Source organism: Flavobacterium sp. 140616W15, assembly GCF_003668995.1.
In the GTDB taxonomy this organism is placed as follows: domain Bacteria; phylum Bacteroidota; class Bacteroidia; order Flavobacteriales; family Flavobacteriaceae; genus Flavobacterium.
Map to the genome: position 1 here is coordinate 4,642,276 of NZ_CP033068.1, position 20,412 is coordinate 4,662,687.

General features: G+C 32.7%; 20 protein-coding genes and 2 tRNA genes. 11 read left to right on the forward strand and 11 right to left on the reverse strand.

The window, feature by feature from the left end; translation table 11 throughout:
- Nucleotides 1-87: 87 nt before the first annotated feature.
- From tsf to EAG11_RS20400, 6 genes are all read right to left on the reverse strand, one after another.
- Nucleotides 88-1,050 carry a translation elongation factor Ts gene (gene tsf, locus EAG11_RS20375; protein ID WP_129540795.1) on the reverse strand — a complete coding sequence of 321 codons (963 nt, stop codon included), beginning with the start codon at nt 1,048-1,050 and terminating at the stop codon, nt 88-90.
- A 138-nt stretch (nt 1,051-1,188) separates the two neighbouring features.
- Nucleotides 1,189-1,968, reverse strand: coding sequence for a 30S ribosomal protein S2 (gene rpsB / locus EAG11_RS20380; RefSeq protein WP_129540796.1), 780 nt, complete (start codon nt 1,966-1,968; stop codon nt 1,189-1,191).
- A gap of 174 nt (nt 1,969-2,142) precedes the next feature.
- On the reverse strand, nt 2,143-2,529 hold the full coding sequence (gene rpsI, locus EAG11_RS20385) for a 30S ribosomal protein S9 (protein ID WP_007808909.1): 387 nt from the start codon (nt 2,527-2,529) through the stop codon (nt 2,143-2,145).
- Entirely contained in the window at nt 2,529-2,984 is a 456-nt protein-coding gene (gene rplM, locus EAG11_RS20390) for a 50S ribosomal protein L13 (RefSeq protein WP_129540797.1), read from the reverse strand. The genes rpsI and rplM overlap by 1 nt, the downstream gene beginning before the upstream one ends.
- Nucleotides 2,985-3,175: 191 nt before the next feature.
- Nucleotides 3,176-3,988, reverse strand: coding sequence for a ferritin-like domain-containing protein (locus tag EAG11_RS20395; protein WP_129540798.1), 813 nt, complete (start codon nt 3,986-3,988; stop codon nt 3,176-3,178).
- Between the two features lie 27 nt (nt 3,989-4,015).
- Nucleotides 4,016-4,765 (reverse strand): ferritin-like domain-containing protein, encoded by a 750-nt coding sequence (locus EAG11_RS20400; protein WP_129540799.1) that lies wholly within the window; start codon nt 4,763-4,765, stop codon nt 4,016-4,018.
- A 231-nt stretch (nt 4,766-4,996) separates the two neighbouring features.
- On the opposite strand from EAG11_RS20400, the gene EAG11_RS20405 reads away from it, so the two are divergent.
- A complete protein-coding gene (locus EAG11_RS20405) occupies nt 4,997-6,025 on the forward strand; it encodes a LacI family DNA-binding transcriptional regulator (protein ID WP_129540800.1) in 1,029 nt (342 codons plus the stop codon).
- Nucleotides 6,026-6,068: 43 nt separating this feature from the next.
- Here EAG11_RS20405 and EAG11_RS20410 read toward each other — a convergent pair whose 3' ends face one another.
- Nucleotides 6,069-6,581: a DUF2004 domain-containing protein gene (locus tag EAG11_RS20410; protein ID WP_129540801.1), complete on the reverse strand. Its 513-nt coding sequence runs from the start codon at nt 6,579-6,581 to the stop codon at nt 6,069-6,071.
- 17 nt (nt 6,582-6,598) lie between these two features.
- Entirely contained in the window at nt 6,599-9,460 is a 2,862-nt protein-coding gene (gene polA, locus EAG11_RS20415) for a DNA polymerase I (protein ID WP_129540802.1), read from the reverse strand.
- Nucleotides 9,461-9,787: 327 nt separating this feature from the next.
- Here polA and EAG11_RS20420 point away from each other — a divergent pair, with 327 nt between their 5' ends.
- The 7 genes from EAG11_RS20420 (at nt 9,788) to EAG11_RS20445 (ending at nt 14,287) form a co-directional block, all read left to right on the forward strand.
- Nucleotides 9,788-9,982, forward strand: a complete 195-nt coding sequence (locus EAG11_RS20420; RefSeq protein WP_129540803.1) for a hypothetical protein — start codon at nt 9,788-9,790, stop codon at nt 9,980-9,982.
- Between the two features lie 182 nt (nt 9,983-10,164).
- The gene (locus EAG11_RS20425) at nt 10,165-10,839 is read left to right on the forward strand and encodes a response regulator transcription factor (protein ID WP_129540804.1); all 675 of its coding nucleotides are present in this window, start codon (nt 10,165-10,167) and stop codon (nt 10,837-10,839) included.
- Nucleotides 10,840-10,849: 10 nt separating this feature from the next.
- Nucleotides 10,850-11,560 (forward strand): hypothetical protein, encoded by a 711-nt coding sequence (locus EAG11_RS22510; RefSeq protein ID WP_242499215.1) that lies wholly within the window; start codon nt 10,850-10,852, stop codon nt 11,558-11,560.
- A gap of 14 nt (nt 11,561-11,574) precedes the next feature.
- Nucleotides 11,575-12,186: a cell wall metabolism sensor histidine kinase WalK gene (locus EAG11_RS22515; protein WP_242499216.1), complete on the forward strand. Its 612-nt coding sequence runs from the start codon at nt 11,575-11,577 to the stop codon at nt 12,184-12,186.
- Between the two features lie 102 nt (nt 12,187-12,288).
- Entirely contained in the window at nt 12,289-12,483 is a 195-nt protein-coding gene (locus EAG11_RS20435) for a hypothetical protein (protein ID WP_129540805.1), read from the forward strand.
- A 194-nt stretch (nt 12,484-12,677) separates the two neighbouring features.
- Nucleotides 12,678-13,919 carry a metallophosphoesterase gene (locus tag EAG11_RS20440; RefSeq protein WP_129540806.1) on the forward strand — a complete coding sequence of 414 codons (1,242 nt, stop codon included), beginning with the start codon at nt 12,678-12,680 and terminating at the stop codon, nt 13,917-13,919.
- A gap of 71 nt (nt 13,920-13,990) precedes the next feature.
- Entirely contained in the window at nt 13,991-14,287 is a 297-nt protein-coding gene (locus EAG11_RS20445; RefSeq protein WP_129540807.1) for a co-chaperone YbbN, read from the forward strand.
- Between the two features lie 56 nt (nt 14,288-14,343).
- Here the strand turns inward: EAG11_RS20445 and EAG11_RS20450 are convergent, their stop codons facing one another.
- Both EAG11_RS20450 and EAG11_RS20455 read right to left on the reverse strand, forming a co-directional pair.
- Nucleotides 14,344-14,988 (reverse strand): polysaccharide deacetylase family protein, encoded by a 645-nt coding sequence (locus tag EAG11_RS20450; protein WP_129540808.1) that lies wholly within the window; start codon nt 14,986-14,988, stop codon nt 14,344-14,346.
- 90 nt (nt 14,989-15,078) lie between these two features.
- A complete protein-coding gene (locus EAG11_RS20455; protein WP_129540809.1) occupies nt 15,079-18,354 on the reverse strand; it encodes a DUF2723 domain-containing protein in 3,276 nt (1,091 codons plus the stop codon).
- A 245-nt stretch (nt 18,355-18,599) separates the two neighbouring features.
- On the opposite strand from EAG11_RS20455, the gene EAG11_RS20460 reads away from it, so the two are divergent.
- Nucleotides 18,600-18,670, forward strand: a tRNA-Gln gene (locus EAG11_RS20460).
- Between the two features lie 110 nt (nt 18,671-18,780).
- Nucleotides 18,781-18,851 (forward strand) — tRNA-Gln (locus EAG11_RS20465).
- A 95-nt stretch (nt 18,852-18,946) separates the two neighbouring features.
- Here EAG11_RS20465 and EAG11_RS20470 read toward each other — a convergent pair.
- Nucleotides 18,947-19,771: a universal stress protein gene (locus tag EAG11_RS20470; protein WP_129540810.1), complete on the reverse strand. Its 825-nt coding sequence runs from the start codon at nt 19,769-19,771 to the stop codon at nt 18,947-18,949.
- 176 nt (nt 19,772-19,947) lie between these two features.
- Here EAG11_RS20470 and rimP point away from each other — a divergent pair, with 176 nt between their 5' ends.
- The gene (gene rimP, locus EAG11_RS20475; protein WP_129540811.1) at nt 19,948-20,412 is read left to right on the forward strand and encodes a ribosome assembly cofactor RimP; all 465 of its coding nucleotides are present in this window, start codon (nt 19,948-19,950) and stop codon (nt 20,410-20,412) included.

The window sequence follows — 20,412 nt, forward strand, 5'->3', positions numbered from 1 at the left end:
TAATTCATATCAATATTGTGATATGGTTTAAACTAAAAAAGGTTGGAATTTCTTCCAACCTTTTTTATATGTAATTTAGAATATAGACTATCCTAAAGAAACTCTTTTGAAACCTGTAATTTCAACGTTGAATTCTTTAACATAATCACCAACTTTTTTACTATCATCTTTGATGAAATTTTGATCTAATAAAGCTTTTTCTTGATCTAAAGTAGTATTGTCAGAGATGAAACGTTGAATTTTTCCTGGAATAATTTTGTCCCAAATTTGTTCTGGTTTACCTTCAGCTTTTAATTCAGCTTTAGCATCTTCTTCAGCTTGCTTTAAAACTTCTTCAGTTAATTGAGAGAAAGAAATATATTTAGGAACATTTTTTAAAGTTTTCCCTAAACGTTTAGCTTCTTCATTATCTTTTTCGATTACAGCAATACGAGCAGCAAGTTCAGATTCAACGAAAGCAGGATCAAAATCTTTGTAAGATAATGTATCAGCTCCCATAGAAGCAACTTGCATAGAAACATCTTTAGTTAAAACTTCAGCGTTAGGAATTGCAGCAGAAATTGCAGTTAATGCAGCAATTTTGTTAACGTGAACATAAGATCCAACGAAAGCACCTTCTAAAATTTCAAAACCACCGATTTCGATTTTTTCACCAATAACTCCAGTTTGCTCGATTAATTTTTCAGCAACAGTCATTCCGTTGAAATCTGAAGCTAAGAATTCTTCTTTAGAAGAGAAATTGATTGCTTTTTCTACTAATTCTTTAGCTAAAGTTACGAAAGCCTCATTTTTACCTACGAAATCAGTTTCGCAGTTTAAAGTGATGATAACACCTTTAGTTTTGTCAGCATTAATAAAAGAAACAGCAGCTCCTTCAGAAGACTCACGGTCAGAACGGTTAGCAGCAACTTTTTGTCCTTTTTCTCTAAGGTTTTGTATAGCTTTATCGAAATCTCCTTCAGCTTCAACTAAAGCTTTTTTACAGTCCATCATTCCGGCACCTGTAACTTGTCTTAATTTATTTACGTCTGCAGCAGTAATTGTTGCCATATTGTATATTTTTTTATGAGTTAAAAGTAAAAATTCCAATCTTTAAATCTCAAATTCCAATTTTATCAAATTATCAACATAATGTTTCTAACTTTTTTATGGGATTTGGAATTTAAAAATTGGAATTTAAAAGTTTATTTATTCTTTTGTTTCAGCAGGAGCTTCAACAGCTTCAGCAGCTGGAGTTGCTTCTTCTGTAGCAGGCAATAAGTCAGCCTCTTTGTCAGAACCTCTGTCAGAAAGACCTTCAACGATTGCAGCTGTAACTAAAGATAAAATTTTATCAATTGATTTAGAAGCATCATCATTTGATGGGATTACATACTCTACTTCTCTTGGATCAGAGTTAGTATCCACCATTGCAAAAACTGGAATGTTTAATTTTTGTGCTTCTTTTATTGCGATATGTTCAGCTTTAATATCTACTACGAACAATGCTGCAGGTAGTCTAGACATGTCTGCGATTGAACCTAAGTTTTTCTCTAATTTAGCACGAAGACGATCTACTTGTAAACGCTCTTTCTTAGAAAGTGTCATGAAAGTACCGTCTTTCTTCATTTTATCAATAGTAGCCATTTTTTTAACAGCTTTACGGATAGTCACGAAGTTAGTTAGCATTCCACCAGGCCATCTTTCAGTGATATAAGGCATGTTTGCAGCTTTTGCTTTATCAGCAACGATGTCTTTAGCTTGTTTTTTGGTAGCAACGAATAATATTTTTCTACCTGATGCAGCAATTTTTTTCAAAGCTTCATTAGCCTCTTCAATTTTTGCTGCAGTTTTATATAGATTGATAATGTGAATACCATTACGCTCCATATAAATGTAAGGAGCCATGTTTGGGTCCCATTTTCTAGTCATGTGTCCAAAGTGAACACCTGCTTCTAGTAATTCTTTTACGTCTATTTTGTTTGCCATTTTTGTACTAGTTTACGTTCTGTTGATTAGCAATGCATAAATGGCGGTTTCCCAGGCTTTATACATTTAGATGCTAAACTATTTCCTACCTCGATAGGAGAGCAACAACAACTGTGTTTTTTAAATTCAATAATAATTGATATGTCTTGCTCGTAATGAACAAGACAGGTAATATTAACGTTTAGAGAATTGGAATCTCTTACGAGCTTTCTTCTGACCGAATTTCTTACGTTCAACCATTCTTGGATCTCTTGTTAATAAACCTTCTGGTTTTAAGATAGCTCTGTTTTCAGCATTTACTTCACACATAACACGTGCTAATGCCATTCTTACAGCTTCTGCTTGACCAGTTGAACCACCTCCGTAAACGTTTACTTTCACATCAAAGTTGTTTACATTTTCTGTCATAGACATTGGTTGTAAAACTTTGTATTGCAAAGTTGCAGTTGGGAAATAGGTTGCGAATTCTTTTTTGTTTACAGTGATTTTTCCTGTTCCTTCTGAAACATAAACACGTGCAACAGCGGTTTTTCTTCTACCGATTTTGTGAATAACTCCCATTACTTAAGATCGTTTAGGTTAACAGTTCTAGGTTTTTGAGCTCCTTGTTTGTGCTCAGATCCTACAACAACATTTAAATTTCTGAAAAGTTCAGCTCCTAATTTGTTCTTAGGTAACATTCCTTTTACTGCTTTTTCTACTAATAATGCAGGGTTTTTTGATTGCAATACTTTAGCAGTTAAAGTTCTTTGTCCTCCTGGGTAACCTGTATGACGCATGTAAATTTTGTCATCCATTTTTGTACCTGTAAGGTTAATTTTTTCTGAGTTGATAACAATTACGTTATCTCCACAGTCAACGTGCGGTGTGTAACTAGGCTTGTACTTACCTCTTAAGATCATTGCAACCTTTGAAGCAAGACGTCCTAAGTTATGACCTTCAGCGTCAACAACAATCCACTCTTTAGTTACAGTGGCTTTGCTAGTTGAAACCGTTTTGTAGCTTAATGCGTCCATAATATTATTTTAATTAAACATTCCATCCCCAATAAAGGGGTTGCAAAAGTACAATTAATTATTTTAAATACAAATACCTTAAAAGATTATTTTAACTGCTGAAAATCAGGAGGTATCTTTTTATTTAAAAGAATAAAAAAACCAGCTTTACAATTAAGTAAGCTGGTTTTGATATTTTAGAGTAAATTTTGTTAGACAATAAACAAATTTGCTATGTCTACAACCTGTTGCGTAGTAAGGGGTTCATCATAGGCTTCTGAGCCTGCAGCGGCTCCAAATAAGGTAGCAGTATTATATCCTGCTTGTACAGTTAACTCTTCTCCATTGTATACAGCTTGAGTTTCAACAGGCATCCCTGCGCCTCTCTCATTGCCACTTATCCATCCTTTAAGTCCACGTAATCGTCGTACTTCTGATGCATGACGTGCTTCTACGGAATGTATTTGCAGTGCGGCTGTTAATAAATCAGGTGTAGAAATTAAATTTCCTGCCTGACCTTTATAAGCTCTTACTCCTGTATCTTCAAAGGCTTGTGCCAATGCCAGAAATGTTGGGTAGTCATTAAATGGGTCAAATGCTCCGCCAACAGTAAAATCAAAAGTAGGCTTGGGAACAAAATTGGCACTTGCTGGTCCACCTAGTCCTGCAATCAAAAATTTAACGTGGTCTGATTCGTGTGCCGCAATTTGTTGAAAAACTTTTAAATCACGCCCACCATTTTCAGATGCTGGAATAACTCCAGAATCTAATGCCATGGCATAAAATTCGTCTTCTAAATATTCTAATGTTAATGCAAATTGTAGTGCACCTATAGGAGTTGCTGGAGTTGCAGTTATATCTTTGGCTAAAGCTTTATTAGCTAATGAAGATAATCCAAACGGAATTGAGGCGATCGCCAAGGTTTTTCCGATATTACCAAATTGTGTAAAGCTATCTCTTCTTGAACCTGTACTTCTCATTACTCTTTCGTCAGCAAAGGTTTCTATAAATTTTAATATATTCATAATTTCTAAGATTTAAATGGGTTTGGATTATGGTAAATACTTGGCTGTAAATGGAGTTGTTATAAAACTTCCAGCAATAGGTAAAATTTTAGATGGGTCTTTAGCTACATCTAATCCAGTTGTAGGATTTACAATATCGTCACCTGCAAAATCTGCAGAATTAGGGTTGATTAGACTTCTAATAGCCGATGCGTGTCTTGCCTCTACAGAAACAATTTTGCCTGCTAGCACTAAATAGTCAGGACTCTTAATTAGTTTTCCTGCACCATTATATGCAGCGACTCCTGTGTCTTCGAGTGCTTTGGCAGTAGCAAGTACTTCGGTACGACTGTTAAAGTTCATTGATCCATAATTAAAAGCCAAACTAGGAAGTAATTGTGTGCTTGGGTTAGGAAGGGCTCCTGTTAAAGCAGCTTTAAAAAAATCTCTATGAATTACTTCGTGATGATACAAGTCGGTAAGTACTTGTTTTTCGATATCGTTAAAAACAGAGTTAAAACTCGATGCATTTACAACTTTAGTGTAAAAGTCTGCTTCTAATTGTTCTAAGGCATATGCATATGTTAATACACCAAAATCTCCAGAACCTAAGTCGAAGATGCCGTTTCTAATTCCGGGTAGTGTGGTGTCGTAAATAGGCATGTCTTCGTTGTCATCGTGGCTACATCCAGCCAAAAGTAAGCCAGTAGTAACAAGTGTTAGGCCACTGATCTTAAGGAAACTCCTTCTGTCGTTGAGTAAGGGGTTAACTTCTTGGATTTTAACTTCGTTTTTCATAATTCAATTTCTTTAAAGTGGTTATTAATAGTAATTATAATCATGCGTAAATAGTTATAAACGAAATTTTTAGGAAGGCGGTTTTAAAATATTGCTTTTTTTTATTTTTTATTTAAATTGTTTTACGGAGTAGGTGCAATTACTTGAAAGTTTAATACATGTTTTGTCTGTTTTTTGTTTTAATTTCCGTAATTCTACTATATTTGTATTAATTCAATAAAATTATCTTAAATGAAAGCTAAAGCAACTCTAAAACAAATCGCAAAAGAACTTAATGTTTCCGTGTCTACAGTTTCTAAGGCACTTAATGATAGTCCTGAAATTAGTGAGCAGACTAAAATAAAAATTAAAGAGTATGCCAAACTAAAAAATTACAAACCGAATGTTATTGGTTTGAATTTAAAAAACCGTAAAACAAAAACGATTGGGGTTATTATACCTAATATATTAAACTCATTTTTTGCCAAAGTTTTTAGTGGTATCGAAAAAGTAGCAGATAAAAAAGGATATAATGTAATTACATGTATTTCGAATGAGTCTTTGGAAAAAGAAATTCATACACTCGAAATGTTGAGTAACGGAACGATTGATGGTTTTATATTATCAGTTTCTGAAGAGGCACAAAAATTACAAGAATACAATCACTTTAAAGAAATTATAAATGACGGAACGCCAATTGTAATGTTTGATAGGATTGCAGAAGGTGTAGAGTGTGATAAAGTGATAGTTGATGATTTTGATTCCGCTTTAAATTCAACGCAGCATTTAATTAATTTAGGATGCAAAAATATCGCCTTAATTTCTTCAGTAGATAACTTAAGTGTTGGGAAGTTGAGAGCTGATGGATATCTAAAAGCTTTAGAGAATAATAATATTCCTGTAAATGAGAATATCATTCTTCGTACCGATTCAGAGGAAGATATGAAAAGTAAAATTGATGCTATTTTTGACCATAAAATCGATGCTATTTTTGCTTTAGATGAAAATGATTCAGTAGCAGCTTTAAGAGTTAGTTTGAAAAAAGGATATAGAGTTCCAGAAGATATATCAATAATAGGTTTTGCTGATGGAATTTTGGCTTCAAGACGTTTGTCACCAAGTTTAACAACGATAAGTCAACACGGAATAGAAATTGGGGAAGTTGCTGCCAAACGATTAATCTCAAGATTAGAAGAAAAAGAAGGGGAAAGCAGTGATTACGAAACGATAGTAATCAAAACCAAACTGAAAGAAAGGGAGTCATCAAGAAAATCTAAATAAAAAAAAATCCATTAGCTCAGCTAATGGATTTTTTTATTATTATTTAACTTTCCCAAGTAATTTGATCTAGATTTCCTTTTTCATTTGTTTTAACTACTAAAAGTTGATCACAAGGTTCTCCATCAATATCTATCGAATAGTCAAAGACTCCATAATAGGTTGTGTTGTATTTACCATCAGGATAAAGCCCAACTCTATTTAGTTTTAATTCATTGAGAAGTAAAATCTCTTTTGAAGTATTTGTGTTATCTAAGTCTATGATTTTTGATATCTCAACTTGCTCAAGTTCATCAAAATAAAAGTTTATATAGTCTCGAGTTTCCCCATCTTCTTCTTTTAAATCATCTTCAATATAAGACCTATTCTGTTTGTCAAATTTCTTGATGTTTTCAAGGAAAATTTTAATTGTTTCTATTGAGGGTTGGTCAATTGAATCATTTTCAAAGTTTAAATCAATACTTATTTTTGTATCGTTAAAATCAACTTCTACGGAATAGTATTCTTTTAACTCTTGTGAATTGATTTCTTCAAAGTATGGAAAGTTATAATTTATCATTTTAAGTTTTTAAAATATTAATGCGCCTCTAACCAATCTCTACCCATGCCTAGTTCTACTTCTAATGGAACTGCCATTGTAAATGCATTTTCCATTTCGTGTTTAATCATAGGCTGTATTTTTTCAAGTTCATCGTTGTGTACGTCAAATACAAGCTCATCATGTACTTGAAGTAGCATTTTAGATTTCCAGTTTTCGTCTCTTAGTTTTTTATGAATATTAATCATCGCAATTTTAATAACATCGGCAGCACTTCCTTGAATTGGTGCATTTACAGCATTTCTTTCGGCTCCGCCACGTACAATTGCGTTTTGTGAATTAATGTCTTTTAAATAACGACGACGGCCCAGGATAGTTTGAACATAACCATTCTCTCTTGCAAAATCTATTTGCTCCTGAATGTATGATTTTAATCTTGGATATGTTTTATAGTATGCTTCGATTAATGTTGCGCTTTCGCTTCTAGATAGCGAAGTTTGGTTACTTAAACCAAAAGCTGAAACACCATAGATAATACCAAAGTTTACTGTTTTAGCATGGCTACGTTGTTCACGGGTTACTTCTTCCAGAGCTACATTAAATACTTTTGAAGCGGTAGATTTATGAATGTCTTCATGATTCTGGAATGCTTTAATCATGTTCTCTTCACCGCTTAAAGCAGCAATAATTCGCAATTCTATCTGAGAGTAATCGGCAGATATTAAGGTGTAATTTTCATCACGTGCAATAAAAGCTTTACGTATTTGTCTTCCTCTTTCGGTACGAATAGGAATGTTTTGTAAGTTAGGATTGTTAGAGCTTAAACGACCTGTTGCAGCTACAGTTTGCATATAATCGGTATGGACCCTTTTAGAAACCGGATCTACTTGTAATGGTAAAGCTTCTACATAGGTATTCTGTAATTTCACAAGAGAACGCCAATCTAGGATTGCAGCAACAATTTCATTGTCTTTGGCTAAATAGCTCAGAATTTCTTCACCAGTTGCGTATTGGCCTGTTTTGGTTTTCTTTTGCTTAGCTCCACCAATTTTTAATTTATCAAATAAAATATCACCTAGTTGTTTTGGAGATGCAAGGTTAAATTGTTCTCCAGCAATTTCGTAAATTTTGGCTTCTAATGTTTTAATATCATTGCCTAATTCTTCTGATAATGATTTTAAGAAATCTACATCAAGACGAATTCCTTCAGTTTCCATAGCAGCCAAAACGCTAACTAACGGAATCTCGATTTCGTCAAATAACTTTTTGGTTTCAGTTTTGTCTAATTCAGTTGTAAATATTTCTTTCAGTTGTAAAGTTACATCGGCATCTTCTACAGCATATTCTTTTATATCTTCGAGTGCAACTTCTCGCATCGATTTTTGATTCTTTCCTTTTTTACCAATTAAATCTTCAATAGATTTTGGAGAATATTTTAAATAAGTTTCTGATAAAATATCCATATTATGGCGCATATCTGGATTAATCAGGTAATGTGCAATCATAGTATCGAATAGTTTTCCTTTTACCGAAACACCATAATTCAATAATATTTTTAAATCGTATTTTAAATTCTGACCAATTTTTTCGATTGCTTCATTTTCAAAAAACGGAATAAATTTTTCAATCAATGCTTTAGCTTCGTCTTGATTTTCTGGAAATGGAATATAAAATCCTTTCCCTTTTTCGTATGAAAATGAAATCCCAACCAATTCAGCATGTAAGGCATTTAGTCCGGTAGTTTCGGTATCAAAACAAACAGCTGTTTGCTTTTGTAAATTTTGTAAAAGCAATTTTAAGCCTAAATCACCTTGTACGATTTGATAAGAGTGAGGTGTGTTTTCTAAATTGCTATAAAAAGAAGTTCTTTGAGCTTCTGGATTTTCTTCATCAGTAGTAGCACTTCCAAAAAGGTCAAATTGATCCTCGTTTTTAGTCCCGAAAGCTTTCGGGAGTGGTTTCTTATATAATTTAGGGTCAGGAGTAGCTGCAGTAGCTGTTAATCCGCTTCCATCAGCTTTAAAAAGATTGTCAAATTGCTCTGCCATTCTTCTAAATTCCAATTCTTGAAAGATAGCATCGGTTTTTTCGATATCAGGACGAGTTAATTCGTAATCGGTTTCATTAAAAGTTACAGGGCAATCTAATAAAATAGTTGCCAATGTTTTAGATAATAAACCTTTCTCTGCGTTAGCTTCGATGTTTTCTTTCATTTTCCCTTTTAGCTTATCTGTATTTGCCAAAAGGTTTTCCATAGAACCGTATTCTTTCAATAGTTTTTTGGCAGTCACTTCTCCAACACCAGGAAGACCAGGGATGTTATCGGCAGCATCCCCCATCATACCAAGAAAGTCAATTACTTGTTCAGGACGTTCGATTTCAAATTTAGCTAATACTTCTGGGACACCCCAAATTTCAATTCCGTTACCCATTCGGGCAGGTTTGTACATGAAAATATTCTCAGAAACCAATTGCGCAAAATCCTTATCAGGCGTTACCATAAACACCTTGTAGTTTTCTTTTTCGGCTTGTTTAGCAATAGTTCCTATTAAATCATCGGCTTCATAGCCAGCGACTTCTATAATAGGGATATGCATTGCTTTTAATAATTCATGTATATAAGGTACAGCAATTTTTATAGCTTCAGGAGTTACATCACGGTTGGCTTTGTACTCTGGGAATATCTCGTTACGCAATGCGCTTCCTCCTTTATCAAAAGCTACAGCCAAATGATCTGGTTTTTCTCTTTTTATTACATCCAAAAGGGAATTCATGAATCCCATAATTGCAGAGGTATCCATCCCTTTGGAGTTAATTCGCGGGTTTTTTATAAAAGCATAATAACCACGAAAAATTAAAGCGTAAGCATCAAGAAGAAAAAGACGTTTTTGAGTTGACATAAAAAAAATATTAGTCTGTAAAAATAAACAATTGGGTTTTAAAAACGATTCGGTTCTTGAAAATTTAATCAGAGCAAACTCAAATTAGAATTGAAATGTTTTATTAGAGATGCTTTTTTTATCATCTGTAGCGGTGCACCGCAGTGTGTTTTAGGTAATGTTATTGTGTTACTTTGTTCGTAAATGCAATGTAAGGTTGAATAGTAATCACAAAACGTTAATGTCAAGTTAAAAATTTAATGTTACCAGTTTCTTCATTTTGTCTTCATATTACAGATGTACATTTGATCTATAAATAAGGAGATAATTAATTTAAATATTGAAATCATGAAAAATTTAGCAATGTTATTAGTAGCAGTTTTAGGAACAAGTGTAATGGTTAGCGCAGCTCCAACACCAGTAAAAGCAACTCCGGTAAAAGAAGTTAAAGCGACCAAACATCCAAAAGCAAAAGCAGATAAAAAAACAAAAACAGTAAAAACAACAGCACCTAAAGCTGAACCTATGAAAGCAAAAAAATAGATATCATTTTTGTTTTGCTTTAAATGAGGGTTGATAACGGTAGGCAAAACAAAAAGGATAATTATTGATAAGGCTGATAAAGAAATTTATCAGCTTTTTTATTGAGACGGGCGTTAATTTTTTAATAATTAAAAAATTGCGTTTTCATTATTTGTTTACTTTTAAGTAATAAAATACAGTTTATGAATATTCTTATAGTTGAAGATAATAAAGAACTGGCTATCGAGGTTCGTGATTTTTTGAGTGATGGAGGATATGTATGTAAAATTGCAAATACATGCAATGAGGCACTGGATGAAATAGGAGGAAATGATTATGATGCGATGCTACTCGATTTAGGTTTGCCAGATGGTGACGGATTTGATGTTCTAAAAGCAGTTCGAAAAACCAAATCTAAAATAGTAGTAATTGTTATTACAGCACGTGGAGAATTAGACGACAGGATAGATGGGTTGCATCTTGGAGCCGATGATTATCTTACGAAGCCTTTTGCATTGACTGAATTAAGTGCACGTTTGTTTGCGGTTATCCGCAGGATGCATGGTTATACATTGAATGATCTGGTTGTACATGGATTTTCGTTGCAATTGCAAGATTATAAAGTGAGTTATGATGGAACACCAATAAATCTAACGAAGAAAGAATTTGATATTTTTCAATATTTAGTACTGAATAAAAACCGAGTAATAACAAGGTTGCAACTAACAGAGCATATTTGGGGAGACATTCTGGAGATTAATTCTGATTCTAATTTTATAGATGTTCATGTTCGAAACCTTCGAAAAAAATTAGATAAACACACAACTATAGATTGGTTTGAAACAGTAAGAAATGTAGGATATCGTATTAATATCTAAATAAATTAGCGTGAAGATAAAACATCAATTAGCTATTTTTAATGCACTAACACGATTGTTGGTGATTTTAGTTTTATGGCTAATGTTGCCTATTTTGGTTGAAAATGTAGTTTATAGACACATTAATAATGGGCTTGTAGAGAAGAAAAAGAAGTTCATAGAGCATTTAAATCAAAGTGAAATAGATGATTTTATCCAAAATGCAGATGATTCTACCGAAACGTATTCACAGTTTTCGAGTTTGCATAGTGAGTTTTTGGTGCTTTCGAGATTGCCAAAACTGCCAAGCCAGGAAAAAACCACCTTTGTTAATGAAAATAGGATTATAGAAGGAGAAGAAAATGAATATAGAATATTACAATATCATTTTACTTACGAGAATATAGGATATGAGCTAGAAATAGGAAGCAGTTTGGCGGAGGTAAAAGACCTTACATTTATAATTAAGCTTTTTATAATTATAGTTTTGGTTGTGATAGTTTTGGTGACATTCTTAGCAGATACTTTTTATATAGAGTATTTACTCAAGCCTTTTTATAAAATAATTGACACAAAAATAAGAAGGGTTAACGAGCCAGAAGCTTTTGATCATACTCCAATTAAAGCACATTCAGCAGATTTTAGAGAATTAGATTCAGTTTTAAACCAGATGATGGATAGGATAGGAGAGTTGTTTAAAAAGAAAAACAATTTATATCCAATGTATCACATGAGCTATTAACACCGATAGCATTATTGAAAAATAAATTCGAAAATTTATTGCAAAATGAATCCTTGAACGATAATGCAGTAGATAAAATTGCCAGTTCGCTAAAGACACTGGATATGTTGAAGAAAATAATCAATAATTTATTATTAATCTCCCGAATAGAGAATAATCAATACGAAGCCAATGAGGTTATCAATTTTCATGAAATCGTTAATGGTCTTTATGAAGATCTTCAGGACAGAATAGATGATAAAGGATTAGTGTTTTCTAATAAAATGGAGCATGATTTTAATTTTACAGGTAATAAAACTTTACTACATATTTTATTGTACAATTTGGTGACAAATGCAATAAAGTATAATAAAGAAAATGGAAGTATTGTTGTAAGTGATGGTTTTTTAAACCAGCATTATTATCTATCTATTTCAGATTCGGGAATAGGAATGAATGAAGTTCAAATCGAAAATATTTTTAATCGATTTACCCGTATTAGTTCAGATCAGGATGGACAAGGTTTAGGCTTGGCTATTGCCGAAAGTATTGCTTCATTTCATCATATAGATATTAAGGTGACTTCAATACCAAATGAAGGGACAACGTTTTATTATTGCTCCCTATTAGTGAAAAAGCTTAATTAAAAGTTAAAAATTTCAGGTAGGACAAATCTTCATTTAATCTTCATTTAGCGGATATATCTTTGACCTATAAATAATGAGTTAATAATCATAAAAACTACAGTTATGAAAAAAGTATTAATGCTAGCTATAGCAGTTTTAGGAACAACAGCAATGGTAAGTGCGCAAACAACACCAGCACAAACAGCACCAGCAAAAGAAGTAAAAGCAACTAAACATACTAAAAAGAAAGCAGACAAAAAAGCAGATTCTGTAAAAATGGAAACAGCTAAACCAGAAGCTGCAAAAGCAAAAAAATAAGGGTTTGATTGGTGTTTTGCTTACTGTAAATTAGAGTTAATAATTTATATAAGGGGGTAAGCAGAATAATAGTTTAATAGGTGAAAGGCTGGTGAATTTATTCGCCAGCTTTTTTGTTATAGTTTGCGTTAAATTTTTGATAATTAAAAGTTTTTGCATTTTCATTCTTTGTTACTTTGCCTAAAAAATTACCAATGGTCATTCGTTTTATAATTATTTGCGCTCTTTTTTTATTTATAGAGTTGTATTCTTTTCAAGCTATTCGAACTTTAATTAAATTAAGATGGCTTTTGATAAGTTACCAAATAATAAGTTTACTGCTTTTTGTATTTATAATATATTCTTTTACGCAATTTGACCGTTCAGTTGGGCAAACCAAGCAAACCATGTTTACTATGGGGTTAATGTTATTGGTTTATGTGCCAAAAATTGTAATAACATTAGTGCTTTTGGGTGAAGATATTTTTCGTGCAGGAGTTGGTATAGTTAATTATTTTATCGAAAATCCAAACACAACAACAAATAGTGTGATTCCGAGCCGAAGAAAATTTGTAAGTCAATTGGCAGTAGGATTAGCGGCAGTTCCTTTTTTATCTCTGATTTATGGGATTTTTGAAGGAAGATATAATTTCAAAGTATTTAAACAAACAGTATTTTTTCCAGATTTACCAGATGCCTTTGATGGATTTAGAATTACACAAATTTCAGATGTACACTCAGGAAGTTTCGATAATCCAGAAAAAATAAGTTATGCCATTGATTTGGTAAACGAACAAAATTCGGATATGATTTTGTTTACAGGAGATATCGTTAATACACATGCTACCGAAATGCATCCGTGGCTAGAGACATTCAATAAAATAAAAGATCCTAAATATGGTAAATATTCTGTTTTAGGGAATCATGATTATGGAGAATATGTTACTTGGCCATCTGAAGAAAAGAAAGAAGAAAACTTTGAGGCCATAAAAAAATTATACGGACAAATAGGTTTTCAGTTATTATTGAATGAACATACTTACATCCAAAAAGGAGATGACAAAATAGCTTTAGTTGGTGTAGAAAATTGGGGGCATAATTTTAAAAAAGCAGGCGATTTAAATAAGGCATCACAAGATGTTCATCAAGATGACTTTAAAGTTTTAATGAGCCATGATCCAAGTCATTGGGAATATGAAATAAAAGATCATCCTAAGAATTTTCACCTGACTTTGTCAGGACATACCCACGGAATGCAATTTGGAATAGAAATTCCAGGTTATTTTAAATGGAGTTTGGCACAATATGTGTACAAACAATGGGCTGGTTTGTATGAAAATGCAGGTCGCTATGTATATGTAAATCGTGGTTTTGGTTTTCATGCTTATCCAGGACGTGTAGGGATAATGCCAGAAATAACCGTGATTGAACTAAAAAAAGGGAAGAATGTGGCATAATTAGTTAAAAATGCTACATTTGTATATAATAAATTCTTTTTAGCAATTTAAAAAGATTAAATTTCGGTTTTATGTCAAAATTTGGAGAACTTATAAATGCTCAAGTTCCAGTGTTAATAGATTTTTACACCGATTGGAACGAATCATCTGTGTCAATGCATCCTGTAATTAAAGATGTTGCAGCTGCGCTAGGCGATAAAGCCAAGGTGATTAAAATAGATGTGGATAAAAATCAGGAATTAGCCGATGCTCTTAGAATTAAAGGCCTTCCTACTTTGATGATATACAAAGAAGGTCAAATGATTTGGAGGCAATCCGGCGAATTAGATGCAAATACTATTATTGGGATTGTACAAGAACAACTCTAATTTCTTCTATATGCCACAAACTTGTGGTGTTTTATATTTTATTGGATGTTCTATGCCTAATAAATAACATCAAATATAAAATTGTTTTCCTTTAGATAATCTAATGTTTTTGGTAATGTAAATTTAAGATTTTGCGATGCTTTTATGCTATCGTGAAAAACAATTATGCTTCCAGATTTTACATTTTTGATTACATTCTGTAAGCATTTTTCAGGAGATATACTTCGATCAAAATCTGCGCTTAAAACATCCCACATTATTATCTTATATCCCAATTGGCGTAATTGAGTTGATTGTGATTTTGTTATTTTTCCATAAGGAGGACGGAAAATCTTTGGCTGAATGGTTTTAGAAGAAGATTCTTGAATTTGTTTATCGCATAAGAGGCTATTGTTTAAATAGGTCTCCGTGGTAGTTTTCCATCCTTTTAAATGGTCGAAAGTATGATTCCCTATACTATGACCTTCTTCGATTATTTTTTTGAAAATTTCAGGGTGTTTTTCTATATTATTCCCAATACAGAAGAAAGAGGCTTTGGCGTTTCGTTTTTTTAATTCAGATAAAACCCATTCAGTGATTTCGGGAGTAGGGCCGTCATCAAAAGTCAAATATATTTTGTTCTCTTTATTAGGGATGTCCCAATAATAGTTTGAAAAAAAATGTTTGATTAGCTTATTTGTTTTAATCCAATAAAAACTCATTTTCATAAATTTTAGATTATGTAAAAATAAAAAATGTAGCGGTATTTTTCAATAGCGCTACATTTTTTAATTATCATTTTTGAATATTATTTATTCCTTTTCACGACCAAATCGCTCAAAAACATTTACATAAGTGTTAAAGATAGCTTTTTGTTTATTGTAAAACGGTAAGTCTTTGCTTTCTTTCATTACTTGTAATAAGCTTCTGTATCTTTCGATATCAGTAATGATGTCGATAGCAAGACTTGATTGCTCAGAAGGAGTTAAATGACTGTAATAGTCAAGGTTCTCTTTGTATTTGTTTATTAATTTTTCAAGTAAGTCATGCGCTTTGGCTTTTTCACCAACATCATAATATCCTTTTGCAAAAGGTTCAACTAATGAGTAATAACCAAATTTGTCCAATGGCATTTTTGTCATTGCTAAATTGATGATGTTTTTGGCTTTGTCGATTTTACCTTCAGCAATTAATTGTTTCATTAATCTAGAAAGATTTGTACGGTATGTGATACTATTTCGTCTAGTTTCAGGATCATGATATATTTTATCGCTGTCGCTGTTACCCCAGTCCCATTTCATTACGATATCATACATTTTATCAGAGTCAATTTGTCCCATATCCATTGGTCCGCCTTCTTTAGAAGGAACGTTTTTGATAGGTACAAGTTTGTATGCCATACCATCAAGTTGAAGGTAATTTTTTAGCCATAGATAATCTTCATCATCAAAAGCGCCACCGCTAAAATAAATTGGTCTTTTCCAGTCGTTGTTTGCTAATATATCGAGCATCATCAGACGATTTTTGTATATGGCACTTCCTTTAATATCGATGTCGATATAAGGAACAATAGAGTCATAATACTTTGGAGCAACTACTTTATTCTTAATAATATTGTCTTTGTTTATAGTAAGACGAATTTTATTAGTTGGGTAAAAGTGAATTGTTTGTCCATTTTGCATTTCAACAGTTGACTTAGGGTTTTTTATAAAGTTTATAAAATCTTTAATATCCCATCTGCTGTCTATTTTAGGAATGTGAGCAACGTAATCACGTTTATCTCCCACGTATTGATCGTGTGTGAAAGAAATTGGTAACGGATCTGATTCGTAAGCTTTCATTTTCATTTGATCAATATACCAATCAGTCATGAATAAACTTGTGTTAACGATTTTCACATCAGTTCTAATATGTTCAATTTCTTGAGCATACCACAATGGGAAAGTGTCGTTGTCACCAATGGTATATAAAATAGCATTTGGATCACATGAATTTAAATAAGCTTTAGCCATTGCTACAGCAGTATATTTGTTTGATCTGTCGTGATCATCCCAGTTTTGAGAAGCCATAAGTATTGGTGCTGCAAGTAAGCTACCCGCAATAACTATTGGCCCAGCAATTTTTGGTGCCAAATACTTTTGTAAAGTTTCATAGAGGGCATATACTCCAAATCCAATCCAGATAGCAAATACATAAAAGGAACCTACTAGTGCGTAATCTCTTTCGCGAGGTTCAAAAGGTCTTTCGTTTAGGTATATTTTTAAGGCTAAACCGGTAAATAAGAATAAGACGAGTAGCACATAGAAGCTTTTTAAGTCTTTATTAGCGTGGTACATTAGTCCAATTAGACCAAGAATAAATGGTAAAAAGAAATAAGCATTTCTTCCTTTATTGTTTAGTACATCAGATGGTAAGTTGTCTTGAGAACCTAAATGTATAGAATCCATAAATTTGATTCCACTAATCCAGTTACCGTCTAAGTTGTCATATTTTCCTTGAACATCACTTTGACGGCCAACAAAATTCCACATTAAATATCTCCAGTACATATATCCGAATTGATACTCGAACATAAAACCAAAATTGTCTGCAGTTGTTGGTTTTTCAACTATTAAATAGTCTTGGTAGCTTCTCAAAAATTTCATATAACCGTCGTTATCAATCTGTTTTTGAGCGTATGCCTTTTTAAAATCCATGATGGTTTTTTCAACTTCATGTCTTAGTTGGGCAGTTGCTTTGTTGTATTCTTCTTCAGATAATTGACTAGGATCGATACCGTATTTTTGCAAATCATCTTCGTAAGGATAGTTTGTATTTATCTTAAATGCAGGAGGATTTGTAAAGTTTGCATAGTTCTCTGCGTGATCAGTGCTCCACATTCTAGGTAAAAATGCTTTTTGAGCATCATCCATATTTTGTACAGCATTTTTATAATTGTTGGTAATGATGTATTTACCTGTTGTGTAATCTCTTTCGTAATTTGGTTTTTTGTCAAGATAAGGAGTGTTCTTGTCTAATCCTGCAAACATTTCGGTATACTGAGGTCCGTAAAATAATGGGTTTACACCATATTGTTCACGATTGTAATAAGCAAGTACTTCGGTTGCATCCGAAGGTTTGTTTTCGTTAATTACAGTATTAGCATTGGCTCTAATAGGTAGCATTAACCAAGTAGAGAATCCAATTAAAATGAATAAGATACAAAGTATTATTGTGTTGTAAAAAACAAGTCCTTTTTGTCTAGTATAGCGTAATCCGAAATAAAAGAAAGCAATAAATACTAAGCTTACAAAAATAGTTCCTGAATTAAAAGGCATTCCCATTTCGTTAACCATGAAGATTTCGGTTTTACCAAAGAAAGCCATTGTTAACGGAAGTAATAATATGAAAATGAACAGTAAGACTGCTACCACCACAATATTGGCGATAATGAAGTTTTTGATGGTAACTTTTTCATAATTTTTAAAGAAATAAAGGAATCCAATTGCAGGGATCGTAAGTAACGCCATAAAGTGTACGCCAAATGAAAGACCAACTACTAATGATATAATTAATAACCATTTATTACCTCTTGGAGTATGCATGTCTTGTTCCCAACGTAATCCTAGCCAAAAAAGTAAAGCAATTAATAAGGATGCCATAGCATAAACTTCTGCTTCAACAGCATTAAACCAAAAGCTATCTGAAAAAGTGTAGGCTAGTGCTCCAACAAAAGAACTTCCTAAGATTACAATTGAATTGTTTGTATTGATCTCAGAAAAGCGAGAGATCATTTTTTTAAGAATAATAGAAGAAGACCAGAACATGAATAATATTGTGAAGGCGCTTGAGAATACCGACATCATATTAACCATTAATGCTACATGTTGATCATCCATTGCGAACATTGCGAAGAACGCACCCATCATTTGGTATAATGGAGCTCCAGGTGGGTGACCTACTTCAAGTTTAGCTGCTGTAGCGATGTACTCACCACAATCCCAAAAGCTCATTGTGGGTTCAACAGTAAGTGTGTAAGTTATTAAAGCGATTGTAAAAGTTAACCAACCAATAATTGTATTCCATTTATTAAAGTTGAATTGTGCCATATTTAGGTGTTAAAAATTTATCCTTATTTAATCATACAAAGAAAATGTTTTTTTGTGTAATCAAACGAGCATTAACATATTTTTCTAAAAAAGTAATTGATCGGAGTAATTCCTTGTATATGAATTGGTTTCGTATTCTCATTGAGATTGTTTTAAAAAAAAAGCATTTTTTTTAAAAATTTTTATTCAAAACGCTTGTGCAAACTAAAAAAAGCTTTAAATTTGCACTCGCTTAACAGCACTGCTGGTCTATGGTGTAATGGTAACACAACTGTTTTTGGTGCAGTCTTTCAAGGTTCGAGTCCTTGTAGACCAACATAAAAAGCCTCTCAATCGAGAGGCTTTTTTTTATGTAAAAAAGTTATTGAAAAAAAGTTTGTGTAAACCAAAAAAAGCTTTAAATTTGCACTCGCTTAACAGCACTGCTGGTCTATGGTGTAATGGTAACACAACTGTTTTTGGTGCAGTCTTTCAAGGTTCGAGTCCTTGTAGACCAACATAAAAAGCCTCTCAATCGAGAGGCTTTTTTTATGTAATAGACTTAAAGTTTTTTATTGCTCTTTATTGTGGTGTGGTTTTTATTGTTGCTTGCTTATATTTTAAAAGTTAGTATTGGGCGTACTGCATGATTTACTATGTCTTCGCTAATACTGCCATTAAAAAAATGTGCAAATCCAGTTCTTCCATGTGTGCACATCCCGATTAAATCTGCGTCAATACTATTGGAGAAGTTTATGATGCCATTTTCAATATTTGTGTCATTATAGATGTGAGTTGAATAATTGTTTAAATTAAACGGGGTGATAAAATCATTCATTATTTTTTGGGCAACATGAGTTGGTTTGAAGCTATTTGGAGTGCAAATCATGACTAAATGTAGTTTGGAATCAAAGAATTTTGCGAATTCGATTAATTTTTTGAAAGGTTTTTCGATTTCTTTTGAAAAATCTGAAGCGAAAACAAAATTCGTGGTTTTAAAATCTTTTGTGTGTTGTTTTATTACCAAAACAGGAACTTCAGAATGGCGAACTACTTTTTCTGTATTCGATCCAATGACTAATTCTTCGAATCCAGAAGAGCCATGCGAGCCCATGACAATCAAGTCTATTTCATGCTCGTTGCTAACTTTGGCAATTCCTTCTGCCGGCCTGTCAAGTTTTGCCATCTCAGTTATTGAAAGTCCATCTAGGTAGGGTCTTTCGGCGATTTTAGCAAGCATTTCGTTGGCTTTTTTCATAAAAAGCATAGTCTCGGGAATGCTAATTCCTCCAGTAATGGCATCGTTCATTTGGCTAGGTAATTCTAGTGTGTGAAGTAGGATTATTTCGGAATTATTTTTTTTTGCAATTTGAGCGGCGACTTTTAAAGCGTTTTCTGCGTGTTCAGAAAAGTCGGTGGGAACTAATATGCGTTTCATAACTTTTAGGTGTTAAATTATATGAAAAATGCGGTGTTTTAGTACTTATATAAAGATAAGAAAAATTTTTAGAGCAATCAATTTATTTTGATTTGTAAAAAAACACTATATTTGCACCGTTATTTATTAAAATCTAAATAATGAGGGGACTAAATGTCCCCTCTTTTTATAAAAGTATGACATTTAAAGAAAAAGTAAACGTATTAATAGCTGAGGGTCTTTTAGAAAAACCATCAATTTTTTTAATAGACTTGACCATTACCGATGCTTTCAAGATAATTGTATCTTTGGATGGAGATAATGGTGTGCTCTTGCAAGACTGTATTGATGTTAGTCGCGCTATCGAGAATAATTTAGACAGAGAGGAACAAGATTTTTCTTTGGAAGTTGCTTCGGTAGGAGTTGGATCCCCATTAAAATTGGTTAGACAATACAAGAAAAACATTGGTAGAACATTGATTGTAAATACTAATGGTGAAAAAATTGAGGCTGAATTGGTTGATGCTAATGAAGATTTCATAATTTTGTCTTGGGAAGCAAGGGAACCTAAGAAAATAGGAAAAGGAAAAGAAACAGTTCAAAAAGAGCAGCAAATACCTTATACAGAAATTAAAGAGGCAATTGTTACAGTAACATTTTAA